At 74.8% G+C, this 21475-nt stretch carries 18 protein-coding genes; 9 read left to right on the forward strand and 9 right to left on the reverse strand.

Going from position 1 to position 21475, the window contains the following annotated elements:
- Positions 1–271: 271 nt before the first annotated feature.
- Entirely contained in the window at positions 272–1402 is a 1131-nt protein-coding gene (locus ACFW1A_RS22620) for a nitric oxide synthase oxygenase (RefSeq protein WP_380410964.1), read from the forward strand.
- Here the strand turns inward: ACFW1A_RS22620 and ACFW1A_RS22625 are convergent.
- A complete protein-coding gene (locus ACFW1A_RS22625) occupies positions 1345–2049 on the reverse strand; it encodes a TetR/AcrR family transcriptional regulator (RefSeq protein WP_380410947.1) in 705 nt (234 codons plus the stop codon). The genes ACFW1A_RS22620 and ACFW1A_RS22625 overlap by 58 nt on opposite strands.
- Before the next feature lie 174 nt (positions 2050–2223).
- Between ACFW1A_RS22625 and ACFW1A_RS22630 the strand changes: the two genes are divergently transcribed.
- Genes ACFW1A_RS22630 through fabG form a run of 3 tightly spaced genes read left to right on the forward strand, consistent with a single transcriptional unit; the run spans position 2224 to position 5348 of the window.
- The gene (locus tag ACFW1A_RS22630) at positions 2224–3372 is read left to right on the forward strand and encodes an acyl-CoA dehydrogenase family protein (RefSeq protein ID WP_380410948.1); all 1149 of its coding nucleotides are present in this window, start codon (positions 2224–2226) and stop codon (positions 3370–3372) included.
- Positions 3373–3388: 16 nt separating this feature from the next.
- The gene (locus tag ACFW1A_RS22635) at positions 3389–4576 is read left to right on the forward strand and encodes a thiolase family protein (protein ID WP_380410949.1); all 1188 of its coding nucleotides are present in this window, start codon (positions 3389–3391) and stop codon (positions 4574–4576) included.
- Between the two features lie 13 nt (positions 4577–4589).
- A complete protein-coding gene (gene fabG, locus ACFW1A_RS22640; protein ID WP_380410950.1) occupies positions 4590–5348 on the forward strand; it encodes a 3-oxoacyl-ACP reductase FabG in 759 nt (252 codons plus the stop codon).
- Between the two features lie 25 nt (positions 5349–5373).
- On the opposite strand, the gene ACFW1A_RS22645 is transcribed toward fabG, so the two are convergent.
- From ACFW1A_RS22645 to ACFW1A_RS22655, 3 genes are read right to left on the reverse strand one after another with little or no spacing between them, the layout of a single operon-like run.
- Complete coding sequence (locus tag ACFW1A_RS22645; protein WP_380410951.1) at positions 5374–5718, reverse strand: hypothetical protein; 345 nt, start codon at positions 5716–5718, stop codon at positions 5374–5376.
- Positions 5719–5722: 4 nt separating this feature from the next.
- Positions 5723–6994 carry an amidase domain-containing protein gene (locus ACFW1A_RS22650; RefSeq protein WP_380410952.1) on the reverse strand — a complete coding sequence of 424 codons (1272 nt, stop codon included), beginning with the start codon at positions 6992–6994 and terminating at the stop codon, positions 5723–5725.
- A 5-nt stretch (positions 6995–6999) separates the two neighbouring features.
- Positions 7000–7317 carry a hypothetical protein gene (locus ACFW1A_RS22655; protein ID WP_380410953.1) on the reverse strand — a complete coding sequence of 106 codons (318 nt, stop codon included), beginning with the start codon at positions 7315–7317 and terminating at the stop codon, positions 7000–7002.
- A gap of 196 nt (positions 7318–7513) precedes the next feature.
- Between ACFW1A_RS22655 and ACFW1A_RS22660 the strand changes: the two genes are divergently transcribed.
- A complete protein-coding gene (locus tag ACFW1A_RS22660) occupies positions 7514–8353 on the forward strand; it encodes a patatin-like phospholipase family protein (RefSeq protein ID WP_380410954.1) in 840 nt (279 codons plus the stop codon).
- A 62-nt stretch (positions 8354–8415) separates the two neighbouring features.
- Here the strand turns inward: ACFW1A_RS22660 and ACFW1A_RS22665 are convergent, their stop codons facing one another.
- Entirely contained in the window at positions 8416–10425 is a 2010-nt protein-coding gene (locus tag ACFW1A_RS22665) for a hypothetical protein (protein WP_380410955.1), read from the reverse strand.
- Positions 10426–10737: 312 nt separating this feature from the next.
- Here ACFW1A_RS22665 and ACFW1A_RS22670 point away from each other — a divergent pair, with 312 nt between their 5' ends.
- Complete coding sequence (locus tag ACFW1A_RS22670) at positions 10738–12120, forward strand: S8 family serine peptidase (protein ID WP_380410956.1); 1383 nt, start codon at positions 10738–10740, stop codon at positions 12118–12120.
- Between the two features lie 81 nt (positions 12121–12201).
- On the opposite strand, the gene ACFW1A_RS22675 is transcribed toward ACFW1A_RS22670, so the two are convergent.
- Together ACFW1A_RS22675 and ACFW1A_RS22680 are read right to left on the reverse strand one after the other, a co-directional pair.
- Positions 12202–13818 carry a hypothetical protein gene (locus tag ACFW1A_RS22675; protein WP_380410957.1) on the reverse strand — a complete coding sequence of 539 codons (1617 nt, stop codon included), beginning with the start codon at positions 13816–13818 and terminating at the stop codon, positions 12202–12204.
- Between the two features lie 63 nt (positions 13819–13881).
- Positions 13882–14343, reverse strand: coding sequence for a MarR family winged helix-turn-helix transcriptional regulator (locus tag ACFW1A_RS22680; RefSeq protein ID WP_380410958.1), 462 nt, complete (start codon positions 14341–14343; stop codon positions 13882–13884).
- A gap of 61 nt (positions 14344–14404) precedes the next feature.
- Between ACFW1A_RS22680 and ACFW1A_RS22685 the strand changes: the two genes are divergently transcribed.
- The 3 genes from ACFW1A_RS22685 to ACFW1A_RS22695 all read left to right on the forward strand — a co-directional run bounded on the left by ACFW1A_RS22685 (position 14405) and on the right by ACFW1A_RS22695 (position 17289).
- Complete coding sequence (locus tag ACFW1A_RS22685; protein WP_380410959.1) at positions 14405–15295, forward strand: LLM class flavin-dependent oxidoreductase; 891 nt, start codon at positions 14405–14407, stop codon at positions 15293–15295.
- Between the two features lie 162 nt (positions 15296–15457).
- Positions 15458–16417: an AEC family transporter gene (locus tag ACFW1A_RS22690; protein ID WP_380410960.1), complete on the forward strand. Its 960-nt coding sequence runs from the start codon at positions 15458–15460 to the stop codon at positions 16415–16417.
- A 71-nt stretch (positions 16418–16488) separates the two neighbouring features.
- Complete coding sequence (locus tag ACFW1A_RS22695; RefSeq protein WP_380410961.1) at positions 16489–17289, forward strand: BTAD domain-containing putative transcriptional regulator; 801 nt, start codon at positions 16489–16491, stop codon at positions 17287–17289.
- A 28-nt stretch (positions 17290–17317) separates the two neighbouring features.
- Here ACFW1A_RS22695 and ACFW1A_RS22700 read toward each other — a convergent pair whose 3' ends face one another.
- Both ACFW1A_RS22700 and ACFW1A_RS22705 read right to left on the reverse strand, forming a co-directional pair.
- Positions 17318–18310: a DUF4190 domain-containing protein gene (locus ACFW1A_RS22700; protein ID WP_380410962.1), complete on the reverse strand. Its 993-nt coding sequence runs from the start codon at positions 18308–18310 to the stop codon at positions 17318–17320.
- A gap of 202 nt (positions 18311–18512) precedes the next feature.
- On the reverse strand, positions 18513–21475 hold a 2963-nt coding region (locus ACFW1A_RS22705), incomplete at its 5' end, for a BTAD domain-containing putative transcriptional regulator (RefSeq protein WP_380410963.1).

The raw sequence follows: 21475 nt of genomic DNA on the forward strand, positions 1-21475 counted from the left end.
CCGTGGTCGGGCGCGCGGCCGGGCGGAGGACCGGGAACGGCCGGGCGCGCGGCCGGGCGGAGGACCCGCGCGCGGCCGGGCGGAAGATCGGGCAGCGTAGCGCACCGGGCCGGGCGCCAGGGCCGGATTGCCGCAGTTGCGCCCCGGCCCGGCGCGGCCCCGGTATCCATGGGGGCGGAAAGGACGCCCCGTGATCTTCAGTCGGATACGGTCCCGCAAGCCCGCCGCCGCACCCAGCTGTCCGCTGGGCCACACCCACGCCACCGCGCCGGTGCCCCCGGGCGCCGTCCCCGAGCAGGCCCGCCGGCTGCCCGCGGACTTCACCGACCCCGCCGAGGCCGCCGCCTTCGTCCGCCAGTTCCACGCCGAACTGCCCGGCGCCGCCGACCCGCAGCCGAGACTGCGCCGGGTGCTGGACGAGATCGACCGCACCGGCAGCTACCGGCACACCCCCGAGGAGCTGGCCTTCGGCGCGAAGGTGGCCTGGCGCAACGCCGCCCGCTGCATCGGCCGGCTCTACTGGCGCAGCCTGGTGGTGCGCGACCTGCGCGAGGTGCACGACGCCGACGAGGTGGCCCGGGGCTGCTTCGACCACCTGCGCCTGGCCACCAACGGCGGCCGGATCCGCCCGGTGGTCACCGTCTTCGCGCCCGACCGCCCGGGCCGCCCCGCCCCGCGCCTGCTCAACGCCCAACTGGTGCGCTACGCGGGCTACCAGGACCCGGACGGCACCCGGATCGGCGACCCGGCCGGCACCCAGCTGGCGGCCCGGGCCCGGGACCTGGGCTGGAAGCCGGGCGAGGGGCGGTTCGACGTGCTGCCGCTGCTGGTCCAGGAGCGCCCGGGCGAGCGCCCGCGCTGGTACGAGCTGCCCGAGGACACCACCCTGGAGGTCCCGCTCGCCCACCCCGACCACGCCTGGTTCGCCGAGCTGGGCCTGCGCTGGTACGCGGTGCCGGCGATCAGCGACCAGACCCTGGAGATCGGCGGCATCCGCTACCCGGCGGCGCCGTTCAACGGCTGGTACATGGGCACCGAGATCGGCGCCCGCAACCTGGCCGACGCCGACCGCTACGACCTGCTGGCCGAGGTGGCCGGGCGGCTGGGGCTGGACACCTCCAGCGACCGCACGCTGTGGAAGGACCGGGCGCTGGTCGAGCTCAACCGGGCGGTGCTGCACTCCTACCAGGAGGCCGGGGTGACCATGACGGACCACCACACCGAGTCCGAGCGGTTCCTCAAGCACGTCGCCCAGGAGCGCCGGCTCGGCCGGCCCACCCCCGCCGACTGGAGCTGGATCGTGCCCCCGGTCTCCGGCGGCCTGACCCCGGTCTACCACCGCTACTACGACCCGGTGGACCCCTCGCTGCGCCCGGCGTTCGTGGCCCGCTCGCCCTGGTAGCCGGCCGCCGGCCGGTACCCGGCCTCGGCGTACCGCAGCGCCAGCCCGTCCAGCAGCGACTCCACGCCGAGCTCGAAGGCGGCCGCGTCCACCCGGTCGCGCTGCTCGGCCAACCGGTGGGCGTCGGCCAGGTGGGGGTACTCGCTGCCGTACACCCCCGCGTCCACCGGGAAGCCGGCCGCGAACGAGCCGAGCGCCGATCCGGTGACGAAGTACCGCATCAGCGCGCCGATCCGGGTGGCCTGGCCGCGCGGCCAGCCGGCCTCAACCAGACAGCCGAAGACCGCGTCGGCCAGCTTGAGCGCGTGCGGACGCCGGCCGGGCCCCTGGGCCAGCACCGGGACGATGTGCGGGTGGGCGGCCAGCGCCGCCCGGTAGGACCCGGCCCAGTCGCGCAGCGCGGTCCGCCAGTGCGCCGGGTCCCCGGCGAACATCGACAGGTCGACCTCGCCGACGACGCTGTCCGCCACCGCGTCCAGCAACTCGTCCTTGGTGCCGAAGTGGTTGTACAGCGAGGGCCCGCTGACCGAGAGCTCGGTGGCCAGCCGCCGGGTGGAGAGCGCCTCCAGACCCTCCGCGTCCACCAGTGCCAGCGCGGCCGTGACGATCCGCTCGCGGCTGAGCAGGGGGGTGCGGGGCCGGGCCATGGACGGGGCTCCTCCTCTCGGGTGGCAGGGATCCAGTGTCGCAGGGCGCCCCTTCCCAGAACGGTCCCGGGCGGGCTAGAGTCAAAAAACTTGCACCGCTAGTTTAAGGCCACCGCCCAGTCAGCCGTGAGGACACCGCCCCGTCCGCCACCGCCCAGTCGAGGAAGTCCGACCATGAACCTGGAGCTCTCCGAGGAGCAGGCAGCGGTCCGAACCCTGGCCGCCGAGTTCACCGACCGCGAGATCGCCCCCTTCGCCGCCGCCTGGGACCGGGCCGAGTCCATCGACCGCGCGGTCGTCGGCAAGCTCGGCAAGCTCGGCTTCCTCGGGCTGACCATTCCCGAGGAGTACGGCGGCAGCGGCGGCGACCACCTGGCCTACTGCCTGGTGCTGGAGGAGCTCGGCCGGGGCGACTCGGCGGTGCGCGGGGTGGTGTCGGTCTCGCTCGGCCTGGTCGGCAAGTCGATCAACAGCTACGGCACCGAGGAGCAGAAGCGGCACTGGCTGCCGCGGCTCTGCTCCGGCGAGGCGCTGGCCTGCTTCGCGCTCACCGAGCCCGGCACCGGCTCGGACGCGGCCAACCTGACCACCAAGGCGGTCCGGGACGGGGACGAGTGGGTGATCAGCGGCGCCAAGATGTTCATCACCAACGGCACCTGGGCCGAGGTCGCGCTGGTCTTCGCCCGCACCGGGGAGCCGGGCCACAAGGGCATCACCGCCTTCCTGGTCCCGACCGACACCCCGGGCCTGGAGCGCCGCGAGATCCACGGCAAGCTCGGCCTGCGCGGCCAGGCCACCGCCGAGCTGACCTTCGACGCGGTCCGGGTCCCCGACGGCGCCCGGCTCGGCGCCGAGGGCAAGGGCTTCTCGGTCGCCATGTCGGCACTGGCCAAGGGCCGGATGTCGGTGGCGGCCGGCTGTGTCGGCATCATCCGGGCCGCGCTGGACGCCGCCGTGCGCTACGCCACCGAGCGCGAGCAGTTCGGCAAGCCGATCGCCTCCTACCAGCTGGTCCAGGAGCTGCTCTCGGACATCGCGGTCGACCTGGACGCGGCCCGGCTGCTCACCTGGCGGGTCGCCGACCACATCGAGCGCGGCCTGCCCTTCGCCACCGAGTCCTCGGTCGCCAAGCTCTACGCGAGCGAGGCGGCGGTGCGCGCGGCCAACAACGCGCTGCAGGTCTTCGGCGGCTACGGCTTCATCGACGAGTACCCGGTCGGCAAGCTGCTGCGCGACGCCCGGGTGATGACCCTCTACGAGGGCACCAGCCAGGTGCACAAGCTGCTCATCGGACGGTCCCTCACCAACGTCAACGCGTTCTAGAACGGAGCCCAACGCCGTGCGTCCCGTCTACTTCGCCGCCGCCCGCCGGACACCCATCGGCAGGCTGCGCGGTGCGCTCTCCACGGTCCGGCCGGACGACCTCTCGGCCGCCGTGCTGCGCCAACTGCTCACCGACGTGCCCCAGCTGGATCCGGCCCGGATCGACGACGTCTACTGGGGCGCCGCCAACCAGGCCGGCGAGGACAACCGCAACGCCGCCCGGATGGCGGTGCTGCTGGCCGGCCTGCCGGACTCGGTGCCCGGCGCCACGGTCAACCGCCTGTGCGCCTCCGGCCTGGAGGCGGTCACCCTCGCGGCCCGCACCATCGCCGCCGGCGAGGCGGACGTCCTGATCGCCGGCGGCTGCGAGTCGATGACCCGCGCCCCGTTCGTGCTGCCCCGCCCCGACGAGGCGCTGCCGCACCGGATCGAGACCCACGACACCCGGCTGGGCTGGCGGCTGACCAACCCGCGGATGGCCGAGCTGCACCACGTGCTGAGCATGGGCGAGACCGCCGAGGAGGTGGCCGCCCGGTACGGCGTCGGCCGCGAGCGGCAGGACGCCTTCGCGCTGCGCAGCCACCGGCTCGCGGCCGCCGCCCGCAAGGACGGCCACTTCGACGCCGAGCTCTTCCCGGTCGTCCGCCCGGACGGGGTGACGGTCGACCAGGACGAGTCGATCCGCGAGGACACCAGCCCGGAGCGGCTCGCCTCGCTCAAGCCGGTCTTCCGCAAGGACGGCACGGTGACCGCCGGCAACGCCTCGCCGATGAACGACGGCGCCGCCGGCCTGCTGCTGGTCAGCGAGGCCGCCCTGCACGAGCTGGGCCTGGAGCCGCTGGGCCGCTACGCGGCCGGCGCCTCGGCGGGGGTGCACCCGGACGTCATGGGCATCGGCCCGGTGCCGGCCACCCGCAAGGTGCTGGACCGGCTCGGCTGGCAGGTCGGCGACATCGAGGAGGCCGAGTTCAACGAGGCCTTCGCGGCCCAGGCGCTGGCCTGCGTCGACCAGTTGGGCTTCGACCCGGAGCTGGTCAACCCGACCGGCGGCGCGATCGCGCTGGGCCACCCGCTGGGTGGCTCGGGCGCCCGGATCCTCACCACCCTGCTGCACCGGATGCGCCGCACCGGGGCCCGTCGGGGTCTGGCCACCATGTGCGTCGGCGTCGGTCAGGGCACCGCCGTACTCGTCGAGAAGGACTGAGGGAGTTTCAGCCATGGCACGATTCACCGGCAAGGTCGCCGCGGTCACCGGCGCCGCCCAGGGCATCGGGGCGGCCACCGCCAAGCTGCTGGCCGAGGAGGGCGCCGCGGTCGCGGTGATCGACCTGACGGCCGAGCGGGCGCAGGCCACCGCGGACGAGATCACGGCCAAGGGCGGCACCGCCCGCGCCTACGGCTGCGACGTGGCCGACTACGACGCGGTCGAGGCGGTCTTCGCCCAGCTGGTCGAGGACCTCGGCGGGGTGCACATCCTGGTCAACAACGCCGGGATCACCCGGGACAACCTCTTCTTCAAGATGCCCAAGGCCGACTGGGACGCCGTCATCACGGTCAACCTGACCAGCGCCTACAACTGCAGCCACGTGGTACAGAAGTACTTCGTCGCGCAGAAGTACGGCAAGATCGTCTCGCTCAGCTCCCGCTCGGCGCTCGGCAACCGCGGCCAGGCCAACTACGCCGCCGCCAAGGCCGGCATCCAGGGCCTGACCGCGACCCTGGCGATCGAGCTGGGCCCGTTCAACGTCAACGTCAACGCGGTGGCGCCGGGTTACATCGTCACCTCGATGACCGAGGCCACCGCCGAGCGGGTCGGGTCCACGCCCGAGGAGCACCAGGCCGAGGTGGCCGCCCGCACCCCGCTGCGCCGCCCGGGCCGGCCCGAGGAGATCGCCTCCGTGGTCGCCTTCCTGGCCGGCGACGAGGCCTCCTACGTGAGCGGCCAGACCCTGTACGTCAACGGCGGCGCCCGCTAGGCACACCGGGTGTGCACGACCCCTTTCACTCCCCGCAGTGGAAGGGGTCGTGCACACCCGGCGCGAAGTCGCCCAGCAGGGCCAGCGCGTCGTAGGCGAGCAGCAGGGCGAGCAGCACCAGCAGCAGGACGGCGAGCGCCCGCCCGCGGCCGCGCACCGCGCCGACCAGCGCGGCGACGGTGAGCACGAAGGCGGTGCCGGACGCCGCGAAGCAGAGCGCGGGCACCGCGCCCTGGTGGTGGCAGTGCCGGGTCGGCTCCAGCACCCAGTGGTCGAAGGCCCAGCCGTGCAGCAGTTGCAGCAGCACGGCGAGCACCAGCAGGGCGAGGGCGGTCGGCAGCGGGCGACCGCGGCGGGTGGTGTCGGGCACGGGCTCAGTACCAGTTCGGCTGCGGGCGGACGAAGTGCAGCTGCTGCTGCCCCTCGGCGATCACTTCGTGCTGGGTGCGCCCGTCCAGGGTGACGTTCACCCGCGGGTCGGAGTGCTGGGTGTAGCGGATGTCGCCGTCGGGGGTGACCGCGGTGACGATCGCCGTGTGGTGGATCTGGCCCTGCGGGATGTCGCTGCCCTTGCCGTCGTTGTCCTGCTGGAAGAACAGGATGTCGCCCGGCTTGACCTGGCCCTGCGGCACCTCGGCGCCGCCGTTCTTGGTCAGGAAGTCGTGCAGGTTCTGCGCGGCGCTCCAGCTGTCGGTGTGCTCCAGACCCGAGGTCAGGCCCCAGAAGTCCCAGCCGTTCTGGCCCGCGACGCTCTGGCCCCAGCCGTCGGAGTCGAAGGTGTTCCACCCCTTGTACTGCATCCCGGCCTCGTGCAGCGCGTTGGAGGTGAAGTTGGTGCAGTTGTCCTCGCCGTCCACGTCGCCGTGGCCGTCGTTCCAGTGCGCCAGCGCGTACTGGACGAACGCGACCCGGTCGTACTTGCCGTCGGTGCCGCGCAGTTCGGCCTTGACCGGGTCGGGGATGCCGTTCAGGTTGGCGATCGCCACCGGCTCCGCGCGCAGGAACTGCTGCTGCTGGTCGGGGGTCAGGCCGTTCCACCAGTCGGCCACCAGCCTGGGGTCGCTGCCGTCCGGGATGTCGCCGGCGTAGGCGGCCAGCTCCACGTTCGAGGCGTCGCCCTGGATCGCGTCCAGCGCCTGGCCCAGGTCGGTCACGCCGGTGTCGGCGGCCAGCTTGTCCAGTTCGGCGGCCACCTTGGTGTCGGCCTGGTCGGCCATCTGCCAGGCCTCGTGCAGCATCCGGTCGACCTCCAGGACCTGGTCGGGGTCCTCGAAGGGGGAGCCGTCGTCCGGCACCACCACGCAGCCCTGGACCAGGTCCACGTCCAGGCCGTACCGCGCCGCCAGCTCGGTCGCGCTGTGCAGCGTCTGCCGCGCGTACTCCAGGCTGTGCGCGAAGCCGTCCAGCACCATCACCACGCCGCGCATGATGTCGGCGGCGGCCTCCAGGGCCTGGGCCTGGTCGGCCAACTTCTGGCCGGCCACCTTGCCGACCGGGTCCTGCCAGTGGTCGGAGAGCGGCTGGACGCCCTGGGCGTGGATGTCGTCGACGGCCGCGGTGGCCTGCTGGACCAGGGCCTGCCAGCCGTCCGCGGCCGCCTTCCACCGGGTGGGGTCGGCCTTGTCCAGGTCGTTGAGGGTCACCACGGCCGTCAGCTCGCGTTCAGGTCGGCCAGCGCCTGCTGGAACCGGCGGCCGGCCTCGGCGTTGGCCGCGTCGTAGGAGTCCGCGGACTGCTGGAGCTGGTCGGCGCAGGTGTGCAGTTGGGCGACGATCTGGTCGAGGTGGGACTGCCAGGCGTTGGTGCACCTGGTCAGCGCGCCGGCGCACTGCCAGGTGGGCTCGGCCCCGGCCACCGCCAGGCTGCTGTCCAGCCAGTGCCCGGCCGCCGGGCCGGTCTGGTCGGCCGTGTCCCGCACCGCCCTGGCCGAGCCGCGGACCCCGTCCGGATGAATCTGGATGTCGTTCATGCGCTCCCCCGAGCTCGCCTGGCGGCGCCACCGCCGCACGGCCTGATTATCGGTCAACGGGCCTTGCAGTGACCAGCTTTGACACAGAACTGTGGCACGGCGCGGCGGGCCGGCCCGGGCGCCGGGAACGGACCGGCCGGAACCGGAGTTGATCTCCGCGGGGCCGGACCGGTCGGCCCGCGACGAGGGGAGCGACATGTCGACAAGGGCACTGGTACTGGGCGGCGGCGGGGTGGCGGGCATCGCCTGGGAGACCGGGGTGCTGGCCGGGCTGGCCGAGCACGGGGTGGACCCGCGCTCCGCGGACCGGGTGATCGGCAGCTCGGCCGGTGCGACGGTCGCCGCGCAGCTGGGCAGTGGCCTGCCGCTGGCGCAGCTGTTCGACCGCCAGGCGGTGCCCGAACTGCAGAACCACGAACTGCTGCCGGTCGGCCTGACGGTGGCGGAACTGCTGGAGCTCTGGGGCAAGCTGCTCGCCGAGACCACCGACACCACGGACCTGCGGCGCCGCGCCGGACAGCTGGCGCTGACCGCCGAGACGGTGCCGGAGGCGGACCGGCGGGCGGTGATCGAGGCCCGGCTGCCGGTGCACGCGTGGCCGACCGGTCCGCTGGCGGTGACCGCGGTGGACGCCGTGACCGGCGAGCGGCGCGTCTTCGACCGGGACAGCGGCGTGCCGCTGGTGGACGCCGTGGCGGCCAGCTGCGCGGTGCCGGGCATCTGGCCGACCGTCGAGATCGGCGGCACCCGCTACCTCGACGGCGGGGTCCCCTCCGCCACCAACGCGGACCTGGCGGCCGGGCACGACCGGGTGCTGGTGCTGGCGCCGATGGCGGACCCGTTCCTGCCCGCCGAGGTGGAGCGGCTGACGGCCGCCGGTGCCCGGGTCGAGGTGGTCGCACCGGACGGGGCGAGCCTGGCGGCCATCGGCTCCGACCCGCTCGACCCGTCCACCCGGACCCCCGCCGCCCTGGCCGGCCGCGACCAGGGCCGGCGGATCGCGGCGGACCTGCGCGGGCTCTGGTCGGTGGACTGACCGCCGGTACGGGTCGGGCCCCGCCGGGAGCGGGGCCCGACCGGTGCGCGGGTGGTGCGGCGTCACTTCTCCCAGTGCGGGCGCAGCGTGACGCTCAGGATGGTGCGGTACTCGGCCGGCTGGACGGCCGGCACGGTGTACAGGTGGGCCGGGTCGGTGCCGTAGACGGAGCCGGTGCCCGGCAGCGGCTTCGGGGTGGAGTAGCCGGCGAACATCATGGTCAGGGTGCCGTTGTCGTTCTGCACCACGGTCGGGTCGTAGACCCGGCCGCCGTAGTAGCCGGCCACGTCCAGGTCGCCGCCGTTCGCCGCCCGGTCGGCCAGCGCCGAGAAGGTGTAGTCGGTGGAGATCAGCTTCTGCGGGGCGGACCAGTTCTTCCCGTCCTTGGACGAGGCGTAGAAGATCTGGTTGAACGCGTCGCTGTCGCCGTCACTGGCGTAGGCGCCGGACAGGAACAGGCCGTAGCTGCCGTCCGGGTTGGTGATCACGGTGCCGCGCGAGCCGATCCAGCGCAGCACCGAGTCGCTGGTGCTGGTCGGGTCGCCCAGGCCGTTCACCTGGCCGAGGTCGGTGAAGTGCAGGCCGTCGGTGGTGTAGGCGGCGCGGACCACGGTGTAGTCCTCGTTGTTGCCGTACAGCGACTTGGGCTTGTTCTTGCCCTCGCCGATCTTGGCCAGCTGGGCGTAGGGCACGGTCGCGGCGCCGGGCGCGCCCACGCTGCTGCCCTTGGCCACCGCGCCGGTGCCGCCCGTGCAGCCGGTCAGGTCGGTGGCGTCGGCGCCGGTGCAGGTGACCTGGACGATGCCGCTCGCGGTGCCCAGGCTCACCGTCACCGGGCTGCCGGCCGCCGGCTTGAGCGCCGTGGTGTCGGCCACCGGCAGGGTGGCGGCGGGCAGCGTGACGGCCGCGGTGGTGGTGGTCGGCGTGAAGTAGTCGACGATCTTCTCGGTGTAGAGCACCGCGGTGCTGCCCTTGGGCGCGCCCGGGTAGCTCGGCACGGTGCTGATGATGCCGTCGGGGGCGATCAGCCCGGAGGTCTGCTCGGCACCGGCCGGGATCACCGCGTCGGCCGCGACCGCGTCGCCCGGGTGGATCGTCACGCCGCCCGCGGTGCGGGTGGTGCAACCGGTGAACTGGGTAGCGGTGGCCGCGTTGTCGTTGCAGTCCACGGTGACGCCGTCCACGGTGAAGTGGCCGGGCTGCTCGAAGTTCGCGGTGGAGCCGACGGTGATGGTCACCCCGTCGCCGGCCGGCCCGGCCGGCTCGGTGTCGGCGGCGGTCGCGGTGGTCCGGCCGCCCTGGCCGACCGGCTCGGCGGCGGGCAGGCCGGCCAGCGGGTTGCCGTGCTTCGGGGTGAGCGGGTGCACGATCAGGTTGGTGCCCGGCTTGTCGCCCGAGGGGCGGGCCAGGGTGTAGAGCAGCTGGCCGTGGCCGGGGACCTTGAGCACGAAGGCGTGGCCCTGGCCGTCGTCGTTGGTGTTGCCGTTCGGGCACAGGCCGGCGTTCTGCTCCAGCGCCTGGCCGGCGAACTGCCAGGTGCGGCCGTGGTCCTCGGAGGTGGCGGCGACCACCGCCTCGTCACCGTCCTTGGGGCGGTAGTCGAACAGGCCGGTCAGCTTGTCGCCGCCGTCCTCGCTGGTGACGAACGGGAAGTAGTAGGGCTGCATCGGCAGCGTGCTGCCCTCGGGCTGGCGCAGCACCGAGCCGGTCTCCGGGGCCGGGCCCCCGCTGGAGCAGTAGCCGGGCAGCGGGCCCGGGGTGCCGGTGACCCCGCTGGCGGCCGGCACCGCGCCGGAGCCGGCCGGGTCGACCGCGAGGTTGGGGTAGTCCACCCCGTTGACGGTGACGGTGTCGCCGTCCACGGTCGGGTCGCCCTGGGCCAGGGTCCACGGGCCGCCCTCGACCTGGTCGACCACGGGGGTCCCGAGGTTCCAGGACAGGGTGCCGCGGTGGTGGTGACCGCGGCCCTCGCGGTCACCGTCCCCGGCGAAGGACGGGGTGGCGGTGGCGGTGAAGGCGGCGACGGTGGTGACCGCGATGGCCGCGGTGGTCGCGAGACGGCGACGTGCCATGAATGTGTTCCTCCCGGATACAGCCCCGTGCACCCTGCACTGCTGCACGGGTCAGCGACCGATAGTGCAGTGGATGTGCAACCGTCCGGGAGGGGGGTGGCCGAGAGTTCACGGGCCGTTCGTCAGCGCTCCGTCAGTTCTTACGCGAATCTGACGGGCCGTCGGCCCCATTCGGGGGAATTTGTCGCACTTTTCGGCAAGGTTCGGCGCGCATGTCAAGACTCCGAAATGACTATAGCTCCATCGGCTCTCCACACGATGGGATACCGGGGCCGACTCCGTGTCGGTCTACCCTCCATCCAAAGGAGTTCCATGGGCACGACCCCCGCCACCGCGGGCCCCCGACGCTCCGGGACCACCAAGGCGTTCGCCCTGCTGACCATCGGGGCCACCGCCCTGACCTGCAGCCTGGTCACCGCTCAGAGCACGGTCGCCGCCACCAGCTTCCCCCACGTGGCGTTCAAGCTGCACCCGGCTTCCGAGGGGCACATCAACGCGACCGCGCGGACCGCCCCGATCAGCACCAGCGACTGCGTCGCGCAGATCGGCATCCACTGCTACTCGCCGCTGCAGTACCGCAACGCGTACGACCTGAACCCGCTGTACCAGCAGGGCATCACCGGCAAGGGCCGGACCATCGTGATCGTGGACTCGTTCGGCTCGCCGACGATCCAGCACGACCTGGAGACCTTCGACCAGCAGTGGGGCATCCAGGACACCCAGGTCCAGGTCGTGAAGTGGGGCAACGTCCCCGCCTTCGACCCGACCAACTCGGACATGACCGGCTGGGCCGGCGAGACCACGCTGGACGTGGAGTACGCCCACTCGATCGCCCCGGACGCCCACATCGTCCTGGTCGAGACCGGCGTTGCCGAGACCGAGGGCGTGACCGGTCTGCCGGAGATGATGGACGCCGAGAAGTCCCTGATCAACAAGGGTGTCGGCGACGTCATCACGCAGAGCTTCGGGGCCACCGAGAACACCTTCCCGGGCTTCGACAAGGGTGACTTCAAGTCGCTGACCGACCTGCGCTACGCGTTCAAGTCGGCCGCGGCGCACGACGTCACCGTGCTCGCCTCGTCCGGCGACAACGGCGTCACCGACTCGGACAACAGCAACAACCTGTACCCGTTCAAGGTCAACTCCTGGCCGTCCTCGGACCCGCTGGTGACCTCGGTCGGCGGCACCCAGCTGACCCTGGACAACGCGGGCAACCGCACCTCGCCCGACGCGGTCTGGCACGACGCCTACGGCGCCGGCGGCGGTGGCGTCTCCGGCATCTTCGACCGCCCGTGGTACCAGACCGGCGTGGCCAACGTGGTGGGCAACCACCGCGGCACCCCGGACATCAGCATGAGCGCGGCCGTGGACGGCGCGGCCTGGACCTACGAGTCCTACGACCCGACCCGGGTCGGCTGGCACCTCACCGGTGGCACCAGCGAGGCCTCGCCGATCTTCTCCGGCGTGGTCGCGCTTGCCGACCAGGCCGCGGGCCACCGCCTCGGCCAGCTGAACTGGCGCATGTACGGCCTCAAGTTCCTGCCCTCGCAGTGGAGCGGCATCAACGACGTGACCGTCGGCGACAACGGCTGGAACAACGTGACCGGCTACCAGGCCGGCGCGGGCTACACCCTGGCCGCCGGCCTGGGCACCGTGGACGGCTACAAGTTCGTCCACGCGCTCGCGGGCCGCTGAGCCCTGACGTCCTGACGGGGCGGGGCACCTCCGGGTGCCCCGCCCTTCGGCATTCCCGGCCGCGGGGTCAGACAGGCCCTACTAGGCGGGCGCCTGGGTGCCGAGCCGCTGGGCGTACCGCTCGGCCGAGCGCAGCTTGCGGTTGTCCGGGCCGGGGAGCTGGGTGCGCAGTTCGAGGATGGCGGGGGCGGTGCGCAGGGCGCGGACGGGGTCCGTGATGGCGCGCCAGCAGGCCTCGGCATTGGTGGCGACCCGCTGGGTCTCCTCGTCCTCCGGGCCGCGGGTGGCCAGCAGGACCAGCGCCACCTCGTAGTACAGCTCGGCGGCCGCGGCCGGGTCCCCGGCCAGCCGGGCCACGTGTGCGCGGACCTGACGGACCATCAGCACCGGCGCCGCCACGGCGCCGTGGGCGGCGAGCAGCTGCTGCTCCAGGGTGAGGGCGAGCTCGGTGGCCGCGGCGTGGTCGCCGGACTCCGCGGTGCGGGCGATCTCGGCCAGCGCCTCGCGGTAGTCGCCGGGAGCGGCCGCGGCCCGCGGTGCGGGAGCGTCCACCGGCGCCTGCGGCGGCCCGTCCTGCGGGGCGGTCGGGGCAGCGGCCCCGTCCGGCCCGGCGGCGTCCGCCGGCTCCGGCGCCGCGCCCGCCTTCACCAGGGTGACCGGTCGCACCGGCCGCGGGGTCGGCGGCACACCGGCCTTCACCAGCGTGACCGGCCCCGGCTGCTCGCCGCGCGGCTCGGGGAGCAGCGCGAACTCGGGCGCGGGCACGGACTCGGGCACGGGCACGGACTCGGGCACGGGCGTGGACACCGGTACGGCCACCGGATCCCCCGCCGCCGGCTCCGGCCGGCGCGCCGTGTTCCGGAACACCGGCCGGTCCTGCCCCTGCCCCGCCAGCACCAGCGCGTCGGGGCGCAGCACCGCGTGCACCTGGCCGCGCAGGTGCTCGGGGGCCAGGATCGGCCCGCCGCCCGGGCGGCCGCCGTGCAGGCACTCGATCAGCGCCCGGGTGAAGATGCCCACCTGGTCCGGGTCCGGAGTGACCACCGCCCACAGCGGCAGGCCCTCCCCCAGCGGCGCGAGCTGGCCCCAACTGGTGGCCTCGGCGCTCAGGTCGGCGATCACCAGGGTGTACCGGTCCGCCGGCCGGGCCCGCAGTTCGGCCGCGATGGCGGCCCAGGCCAGCCCGTCCTTGTCCCGCAGCGTCAACTGCAGCCCGCCGCCGCGCTTGTCGGCCACCAGGTGGCCGCCCAGGTGCACCAGCAGCGGTCCGGGGTGCCGGGCGGCCGCGCGCAGGTGGGCCAGCACCGTCTGCGGATCGCTGGCCGTGGGCAGGTGCACGGCGTCCACCTGCTCCGCCGCCAGCAGGGTCTGCGGGGCCACCGCGGCGAGCATGGTGGAGAGCACCGGTGCCGCGCCGCCCGCGCCGCCCCGGCCCCAGCCGCGCCGACTGCCGTAGCCGCCCTCGACGGTGAGGATCCGTCCGCGCAGTCCGTCGCCCACCGAGACCCGCACCGGCTCGGCGCCGGGCTCCTCGGCCGCGGGTGCGAGGGCACCGCCGCCGGCCTCCGGCGCCGTCCGCCCCGCCGCCTGCGCGGCGGCCTTGGCCTCGGCGAAGGCCCGGTACTCCGCCGGGACGGCGTCCTCGATCACGGGCGCGGCGCCGCCGTCCGAGGCCGGGAACCCCGTACTGTCCGCCAACTCCGGTCACCACCTCTGGGTCCGCAGGTGCCGGCGGCTGCCGATCCCCCTGTTCGCGCCACCTTACGGGGTACGCTCGGGTGCCTTCCAGGCGGCCACCACGGCGCGCAGCGAGTCGGTCAGCGCCCCCGCCCGGGCCGGTGACAGCGGGGCCAGGTAGGCGCGTTCGACCTCGGCACGCAGGTCCTCGCCGCGATCCAGGGCGTGCCGACCGTGCTCGGTGAGCTCGACCACGTTCTTGCGGCGGTCCTGCGCGCTGCGCCGGCGCTCGACCAGGCCGCGGGCCTCCAGCGTGTCGAGCATCGCCACCATCGTGGTCCGGTCCAGGCCGAGCCGCCCGGCCACCTCCAACTGGGAGAGGGGGTACTCGGCGGCCAGCACCGCGAGCACCGCGAGCTCCCGCCCGTCCAGCCCGACCGGCCGCAGGGCTTCCGCCGTCGCGGCGGCGAGCTGCAGTTGGGCGTGCTTCAGCAGGTAGCCCAGCCGCTCGCCGAGCACCCCGGTTCCGTTCTCCTGGTCCGCCATGCCCGCAATGCTACTGCGCCGCTGATCGTCAGCATCACTGACGATCTGCTAGCCTGACGATATGGCTGACCTCACCTTCGGCATCAAGACCACCCCCATGCACGTCGAGTACGCGGACGTCCTGGCGGTCTGGCAGCAGGCCGACCGCTTCCCGCAGATCGCCGACGCCTGGCTCTGGGACCACCTGCTCCCGATGGGCCCCGACAAGGCGGGCCCGTGCCTGGAGGGCTGGACCCTGCTCAGCGCCCTGGCCGGGCAGACCGACCGGCTGGGCCTGGGCCTGCTGGTGACCAGCAACCGCCTGCGCGCCCCGGCCCTGCTCGGCAAGATGGCCAGCACCGTGGACGTGATCTCGGGCGGCCGGCTGGTGCTCGGACTCGGCGTCGGCGGCACCCACCAGCGCGGCCCCAACCCCGCCGCCGAGGAGTACGCGGCCTACGGGTTCGACCTGGTCCCGCCGCGCGAGGGGCTGGCCCGGCTGGACGAGACGGTGCGGATCCTGCGCCGGATGTGGACCGAGGAGCGGTTCGACTTCGACGGCCCGTTCACCACCCTGCGCGGCACCCGCAACGCACCCAAGCCGGTGCGCCCGGGCGGCCCGCCGGTGCTGATCGGCGGCTGGGGCGACCGGACGCTGAAGCTGGTCGCCGAGCACGCGGACATCTGGAACGTCCCCGGCCCGCCGCACAACCCGGTCTCCTTCCTGGCCGAACGGGCCGCGGTGCTGGACGCGCACTGCGCGGCGCTCGGTCGCGACCCGGGCGAGATCCGCCGCTCGGTCCAACTGGTCGTCAACTACCGCGACCCCGCAGAGAGCCGCCGACTGGCCACCGAGCTGGTCGCGGCCGGCGCGGACCACCTGGTGCTGGCGCTGCCCGCCGGCTACCCGGACGGCGTCGTCGAATGGGCCGTCGAGCAGATCGTCGAGCCGGTGGCCGCCCGGTTCCGCTGAGGCGCCCGGTCCTGTTGGAGCGCCGACGGCGCCGCGGCCCGGCTCCCCGACTCCCCGGCTCCCCGACTCCCCGACTCCCCGGCTCCCCGGAGTCCGGACCCGGCCCACCGCTCACCGGACCCCGCCCACCGCCCGTGCCGGCGGGGCTGGTTGACTGGCCCCATGCACGCCTTGCAGCCGCTGCTGGCCGGTTTCGCCCCGATCTGGCTGCTCACCGCCGTCGGGTACCTGGTGGCCCGCAGCGGCCTGCTGGGCGACCAGGCCGAGCTGGTGCTGGGCAGGTTCGTCTTCCACGTGGCCATGCCGGCCGCCCTGTTCACCATGCTGGCCAAGGCCCCGCTGGCCAGCTTCGCCAATCCGTCCATGCTCGCCTTCGCGGCCGGCACCCTGGTCGCCTCGCTGCTCGGCTGGGCGGCCGCCCGCTGGCTGTTCGGCCGGGGCACCGCGGACCAGGCGATCAGCTCGATGGCCTCGGGGTACGTGAACTCCGCCAACCTGGGGATCCCGGTGGCGGTCCAGGTGCTGGGCGACGCCTCCTTCGTCGGTCCGGTGCTGCTCTTCCAGGTGCTGCTGGTGACCCCGGTGATCCTGGCCGTGCTGGACGCCGGCACCCGCACCGGCCCACCGTCCGCCCGCGGCCGGCTGGTCGGCACGCTGCGCCTGCCGCTGCGCAACCCGATCATCCTGGCCTCGGCGGCCGGCGCGCTCTGCTCCGGCCTCGGCCTGCACCTGCCGGGACCGGTCGCGCACTCCGGCGAGGTGCTCGGCGCGGCCGGAGTGCCCACCGCGCTGGTCACCCTCGGCATGTCGCTGCACCGGCCGCGGGCGGCCGCCGCCGTCCCCGGCGCGGTCGGCCCCGGCGAGGTGGGTCTGGCGGTGCTGACCAAGAACCTGGTCCAGCCGCTGGTGGCCTTCCTGGTCGGCTCGGCCCTGCTCCACCTCAAGCCGCACCAGTTGCTCGCGGTGGTCATCTGCTCCGCGCTGCCGACCGCGCAGAACGTCTTCGTCTACGCCCGCCAGTACGGACTGAACACCGCGCTGCCCCGCAACTCGGTGCTCTGGTCGACCCTGCTCTCGATGCTGACTCTGTCCACGATCGACTGGGCCCTGACTGCGCATTGAGGTTGTCCGGAGTTGATTGACCAACGCCGCGCAGGGTCGTGGTCAACCCCGGCGGACCCTAGAACTGGACCATGGAGTTCGGAATCCTCGGTCCACTGATGATCCGCGACGAGTTCGGGGAGTACCGCGTCCCCGCGCCCAAGCAGCGCGTGCTGTTCGCCGCCCTGCTGATGCGCCGCGGCCAGGTGACGGCGCCGCACGTGCTGGCCGCCAGCGTCTGGGACGGCGAGCCGCCGCGCAGCGCCAACGCCGCGCTGCAGACCTGCGTGATGAGACTGCGCAAGAGCCTGGGCCCGGTCGGCGCCCGGATCGAGACCCGGGCCGGCGGGTACCTGGTCGACGTGGCGCCCGAGGAGTTCGACCTGCACCGCTTCACCTCGCTGCGCGACCGCGGCCTGACCGCGCTGCGCCGCCACGAGTACGAGCCAGCGGCCGCCCTGCTGGACGCGGCGCTGGACGTCTGGCGCGGCGAGGCGCTGCTCGACGTGCCGTCGGACGAGCTGCGCCGCGAGCACGCCGACCGGTTGGCCGACGAGCGGCTCCAGGTGGTGGAGGCCCGGGTGGCGGCCGAGCTCCAGCTGGGCCGCCGCTCGATGGTCCCGGAGCTGCACGCGCTGACCGCCGCCCACCCGGAGCGGGAGCGGTTCTGGGCGCAGCTGATGACCGCGCTGTTCCGCGAGGGCCGGCAGGCCGAGGCGCTGGCGGTCTACCAGCGGGTGCGGCAGCTGCTCGACGCGGAGCTCGGCGTCCTCCCGGGCACCGAGCTGCGCGACCTGCACCAGCGCATCCTCCGCTCCGACCAGCGGCTGGCGGGCCACCACGCGGACCGCCCGGGCCGGCGCGCGCAGCGCGGGCAGCTGGCGCTGCGGTAGGGCCCGTCCGGCCGCGCCGGCCGGGGGCTCAGACCGTGCCGGACGGGGCGCTGCCGTCCGCGCCCGGGGTCGGGCCGGTGGTGCCGAGCGGGTGGTTGTCCGGGGTGAGGCCGAAGGCCGCGCGGGCGACGTTCTCCGCGGTCACGGGCGCGTTGGTGCGCAGCGCGTCCTGGTACGCGGCCACGGTGTGGGCGCCGGCGGCCGCCCGCCAGACGGTGTGGTCGGCCTCCAGGCTGTCGATCAGCGTGGTGGCGGCGGCGCCCTGGGTCGCGCTCGACCACTGACGCTTCTTCAGCTGCTCGATGGTGTCGGCGAGCACCTGGGCCGTCCAGTCCGCCTTCCAGGACGCCGTGTCCGGGCCGTCCAGCGGCTTCGCCAGCAGCTCGTCCACGGTGTCGAGCCGGGCCAGGTCGTCCACCAGGGTCTGCTGGCTCGGGGTCAGGCCGGAGCGCGGCGAGGCGGTCGGCAGGGGCGGCAGCGCGGGGGCCGAGTACGTGTGGGCGGGCTGGGGCTCGCCGTCGTACGACGGCGAGTCGTGCAGGTTCGCCAGCCGCCCCAGCGAGGCGACCAGGCCCAGGCACCCGAGCACCAGGCCCGCGACGGCCAGCCCCCGGCCCTTCTGCCGCCGGTTGCGCAACTGCACCAGCGCGGCGATCCCGAAGCCGATCGCGGCCGGCCACAGGCAGCAGAGGATGCCGGTGACCAGGGAGGTGATGGCCAGTCCGTTGGTGCCCTCCACCCACGGGCGCGGGTCCGGGTACCCGTAGGGCGGGAGCCCGGCCGGCGGGTACGGGTAGCCGGCCTGGCCGTACGGGTACGGCGGCGGGGGCGCATAGGGGTACGGGCTGCCCGGCGCAGCGTACGGGCCGCCGGGCGGCGGGTACGGGCCGCCCGCCGGCGGGTACGGCGCTCCCGGTGGCGGCGGGGGCGGCGCGGCGGGCGGGGCCCACGGGTTGCCGGGCACGGCGTCCTGCGGTCCCCCCGCTGCCGCGCCGTCCTGCGGTCGTCCCTCGTCCGTCATGCGCCCCGCCCCCCAGCCGACTGCCCACCACCGCCGCCCACTCCTGGCACAGCAGTTCGATCGTGGTCGGACTCTAGCGGATCCCGGCCGTCGACTTCCTCCCGGTTTCCGCAGCTCCGGCCGGGCACGGTCGGGCCGACGGGCGGTCGGCCGTCGGCCCGACCGCCCGTCGCGTGCCCGTCAAGCTCTCCTCAAGCTCCCGTCACGCGCCCGAGAGCAGGTCGCGCAGCAGGGCCACGGTGTCCGGGTCCAGGCTGCGGCCGGTGCGCCGGCTCAGCGCGTCCAGGCGGTTGACCGCCTTGAGCAGTTGCTCGCGGGCGCCGGCCGAGGCGTAGGCGTAGAACAGGTCGCGGTGGAGCAGCTCCACGTCCGGGGCCACCGCCAGGCCCCGGAAGATGGCGGCCTCCGCACTGCGGTGGTCGCCGTACTGCAGCCGCCGGGCGGCCAGTTCGTGCGCGGTGTCGACCACCGCCGCCAGCATGTCCTGCCGGATCGCCTCCGCCCAGCCGTAGCCGGACGGGCTCGTCTCGGCGAACGGCGCGCCCCGCACCAGCGCGAGCGCGTGCGCCAGGGCCGCGTCCGCCGTGGTGGAGGTGGACCGCATGCCGCGCCGGTAGAGGCTGCGGAACTCGTCCCAGTCGCAGGTCACGGTGGGGGCGAAGGTGTAGCTGTCCAGCACGTCCTGGCGCAGGAAGGCGCGGCCGTCCGGGTCGGCGCCCACCCAGGCGGCCAGCTCCGCGAGCGAGGCGGCCGGGGCCCGGTCGGCGCGGGCGTGGTCCCCGGGGTGCAGCGCCCGCTCGGCGGCGGCCGGGTCGACCCCGGGGTGCAGCGCCACGTAGGCGGCCAGCTCGGTGAGCCCCGGCAGCGCGGCCGGCTCCAGCGGGCCGTTCGCCCCGAGCACGTCCACCGGTCCGAGCAGCCGCACCCGCGGCGTGGTGCGGATCGCGTGCGCCTCGGGCGACCGGAGGATGGCGAGCAGGTCGTCCGCGTCCGTGCGGCCGGTCGTGGTGGCCGGAGCCGGCGGCACCGGGTCGGGGCGGGCCGGGACCTCGGCGACGGCGGCGGGGGCGGCCACCTCGTGGGTGGGCGCGGGCTCGGGGGCCGGGGCGTAGTCCGCGGGGGGCGCGAACCCGCCGGTGAGCGGGTCGGGCACCGGGTCGGGCCCGGTCGGTGCCGACGGCTCGGGAACGGGCGCGAAGGCCTCGGGTGCGAAAGCCTCGGGTACGAAGGCCTCGGGTGCGAAAGCCTCGGGTGCGAAAGCCTGGGGTACGAACCCCGCGGGCGCCGGCGCCACGGGGGCGAGGTCCACGGGCGCGAGGTCCACGGGTGGCGCGAACCCCTGCCCCGCCAGCTGCCCGAAGTCTCCGTCCGCCAGGCCGCGCGGGTCGCCGCCCGTCGGTCCTTCGGCCACCGGGAACGGCCCGGGGGCGGGCTCCGGCGGCGCGGCCCGGAAGGGCTCGGGAGCCGAGTAGGCGTCAGGCGCCGGGTACGGATCGGGGGACGGGTACCCATCCGGAACCGCGTACCCGTCCGGAACGGCGTACCCGTCCGGAGCCGGGAAGGACTCGACGGCGGGGAACGGCCCCGCCGCCGCGAACGGGTCCACCACCGGCGCCCCGGGCACCGCCTGCGGGAACGGCCCGGTCCCCGCGAACGGGTCGACCGCCGGCACCAGGTCCACCGGCGGCAGCTCCCCGCCCCCGGTGCCCGGTGCCTCCAGCGCGGCCACCGGCTCACGCGGCGTCAGCAGCTCACGGCCCGTCAGCGGTCCGCCCCCGTTGGCCTGGCGGCCCAGGCCGTTGATCGAGTAGCTCCCGGGCGGCAGCGCCGGGGCCCCAGGGTTGACGGTGGCGAACGGGCTGGTCCCGGTGCCGATCAGCCGCGCGATGAGCTTCGGCCCGGCCTCCGGCGGACCGTCGGGCAGCGAGGCCCCGACGAACGGCGCCGTCCCGGCCCCGACCCCGACCAGCACCGGAACCGGCTTGGGCAGGTCGGCCGGCTCGATCTCGTCGCCGTCGTAGGTCCAGTCCGGGGCCGGCTCCTGCTCGGTGGAGGCGGCCGTGGTGAGCAGCTCGCGCCAGTGCCCGAACTGCTCGTCCGTCAGCCGCTGCAACTGCAGCGCGATGTTGAGCCCGGGCAGCATGGCGGGCCCGGTCGCGGGCAGCGTCCAGCGGGCCACCGGTCCGGTGCCCCGCTCGGGGGCCCGGGCGATCACCGCCAGGCAGGTGCGCGGCCGGCCGTCCAGCAGCCGGCCCAGCTCGGCCGGCACCTCGCCCACCGGCGGCTGCGCCGAGAGCACGATCTCCGGCACCCACGCCTCGTCGGCCTGGCCCCGGCTGCGCGCCTCGCGCGGGTGGCCGGCACCGATGCCGACCAGGGTGGCCCGGGCCCGGGCGGTGCGCGGGCCGAGCGCGGACAGCGCCTCCTCCAGGGTGGCGTACCGGCTGACCCGGTCGGCCACCGTGTCCGAGACCGGCAGGTCGTCCGGGAAGCCGATCAGGTGCAGGTTGAGCTTGTCGGCCAGCGGGCTGTGCGCCAGCTCCAGGGCGATGGTGCGCAGCACCGCCCGGGCGTCGTCGGGGTGCCCGCCCAGGTGGAGCAGCCGGACCGTCTCCAGGTCGGCCAGCACGGCGGCGCCGTCGGCGGCCGTGCCCAGCGTCACCAGCGAGGGGTAGGGCGCGGGCACCTTGGCGGCCTGCTGCGCGCTGAGCAGGTCGGTGGAGTCGGCCGAGCACCACCACACGGTGGAGGCGTGCGCGGCGCGGAACGGCGCGATCGGCGGGGTGCCGGTGGCCAGGTGCAGCTCGATGGTGCCGCCGCCGGTGACCCGGACCGCCGCGAGCGGGGGCAGCCGCCGGCCGGTGCGGGACACGTTGCGCGCCAGGGTGCGCAGCGCACGGTTCAACAGGTCCAGGCCGGTGGCGTTCTGGCGTGCTCTCAACTCGGACTCGAAGCCCGCCGCCGGCGCCTTGGGCATCGGGATCCGGTGCCGCGGCCTGCGGGCCCGCTGCTGCGTGCCGCGCCGCTGGGCCACCGCCCCCACCAGCACGGCGGCGAGCAGCACGCCGACCCCGGAGGCGGCCAGCGCGGCGGTGTAGTCCTCGTGCTCGGGGGTGGCGTGCGCGGGCGTCAGCCGGCTGGGCGCCGCGTGGGCGGGCGCCGGGG

The sequence above is a fragment of the Kitasatospora sp. NPDC058965 genome, from assembly GCF_042741245.1.
Classification (GTDB): Bacteria; Actinomycetota; Actinomycetes; order Streptomycetales; family Streptomycetaceae; genus Kitasatospora.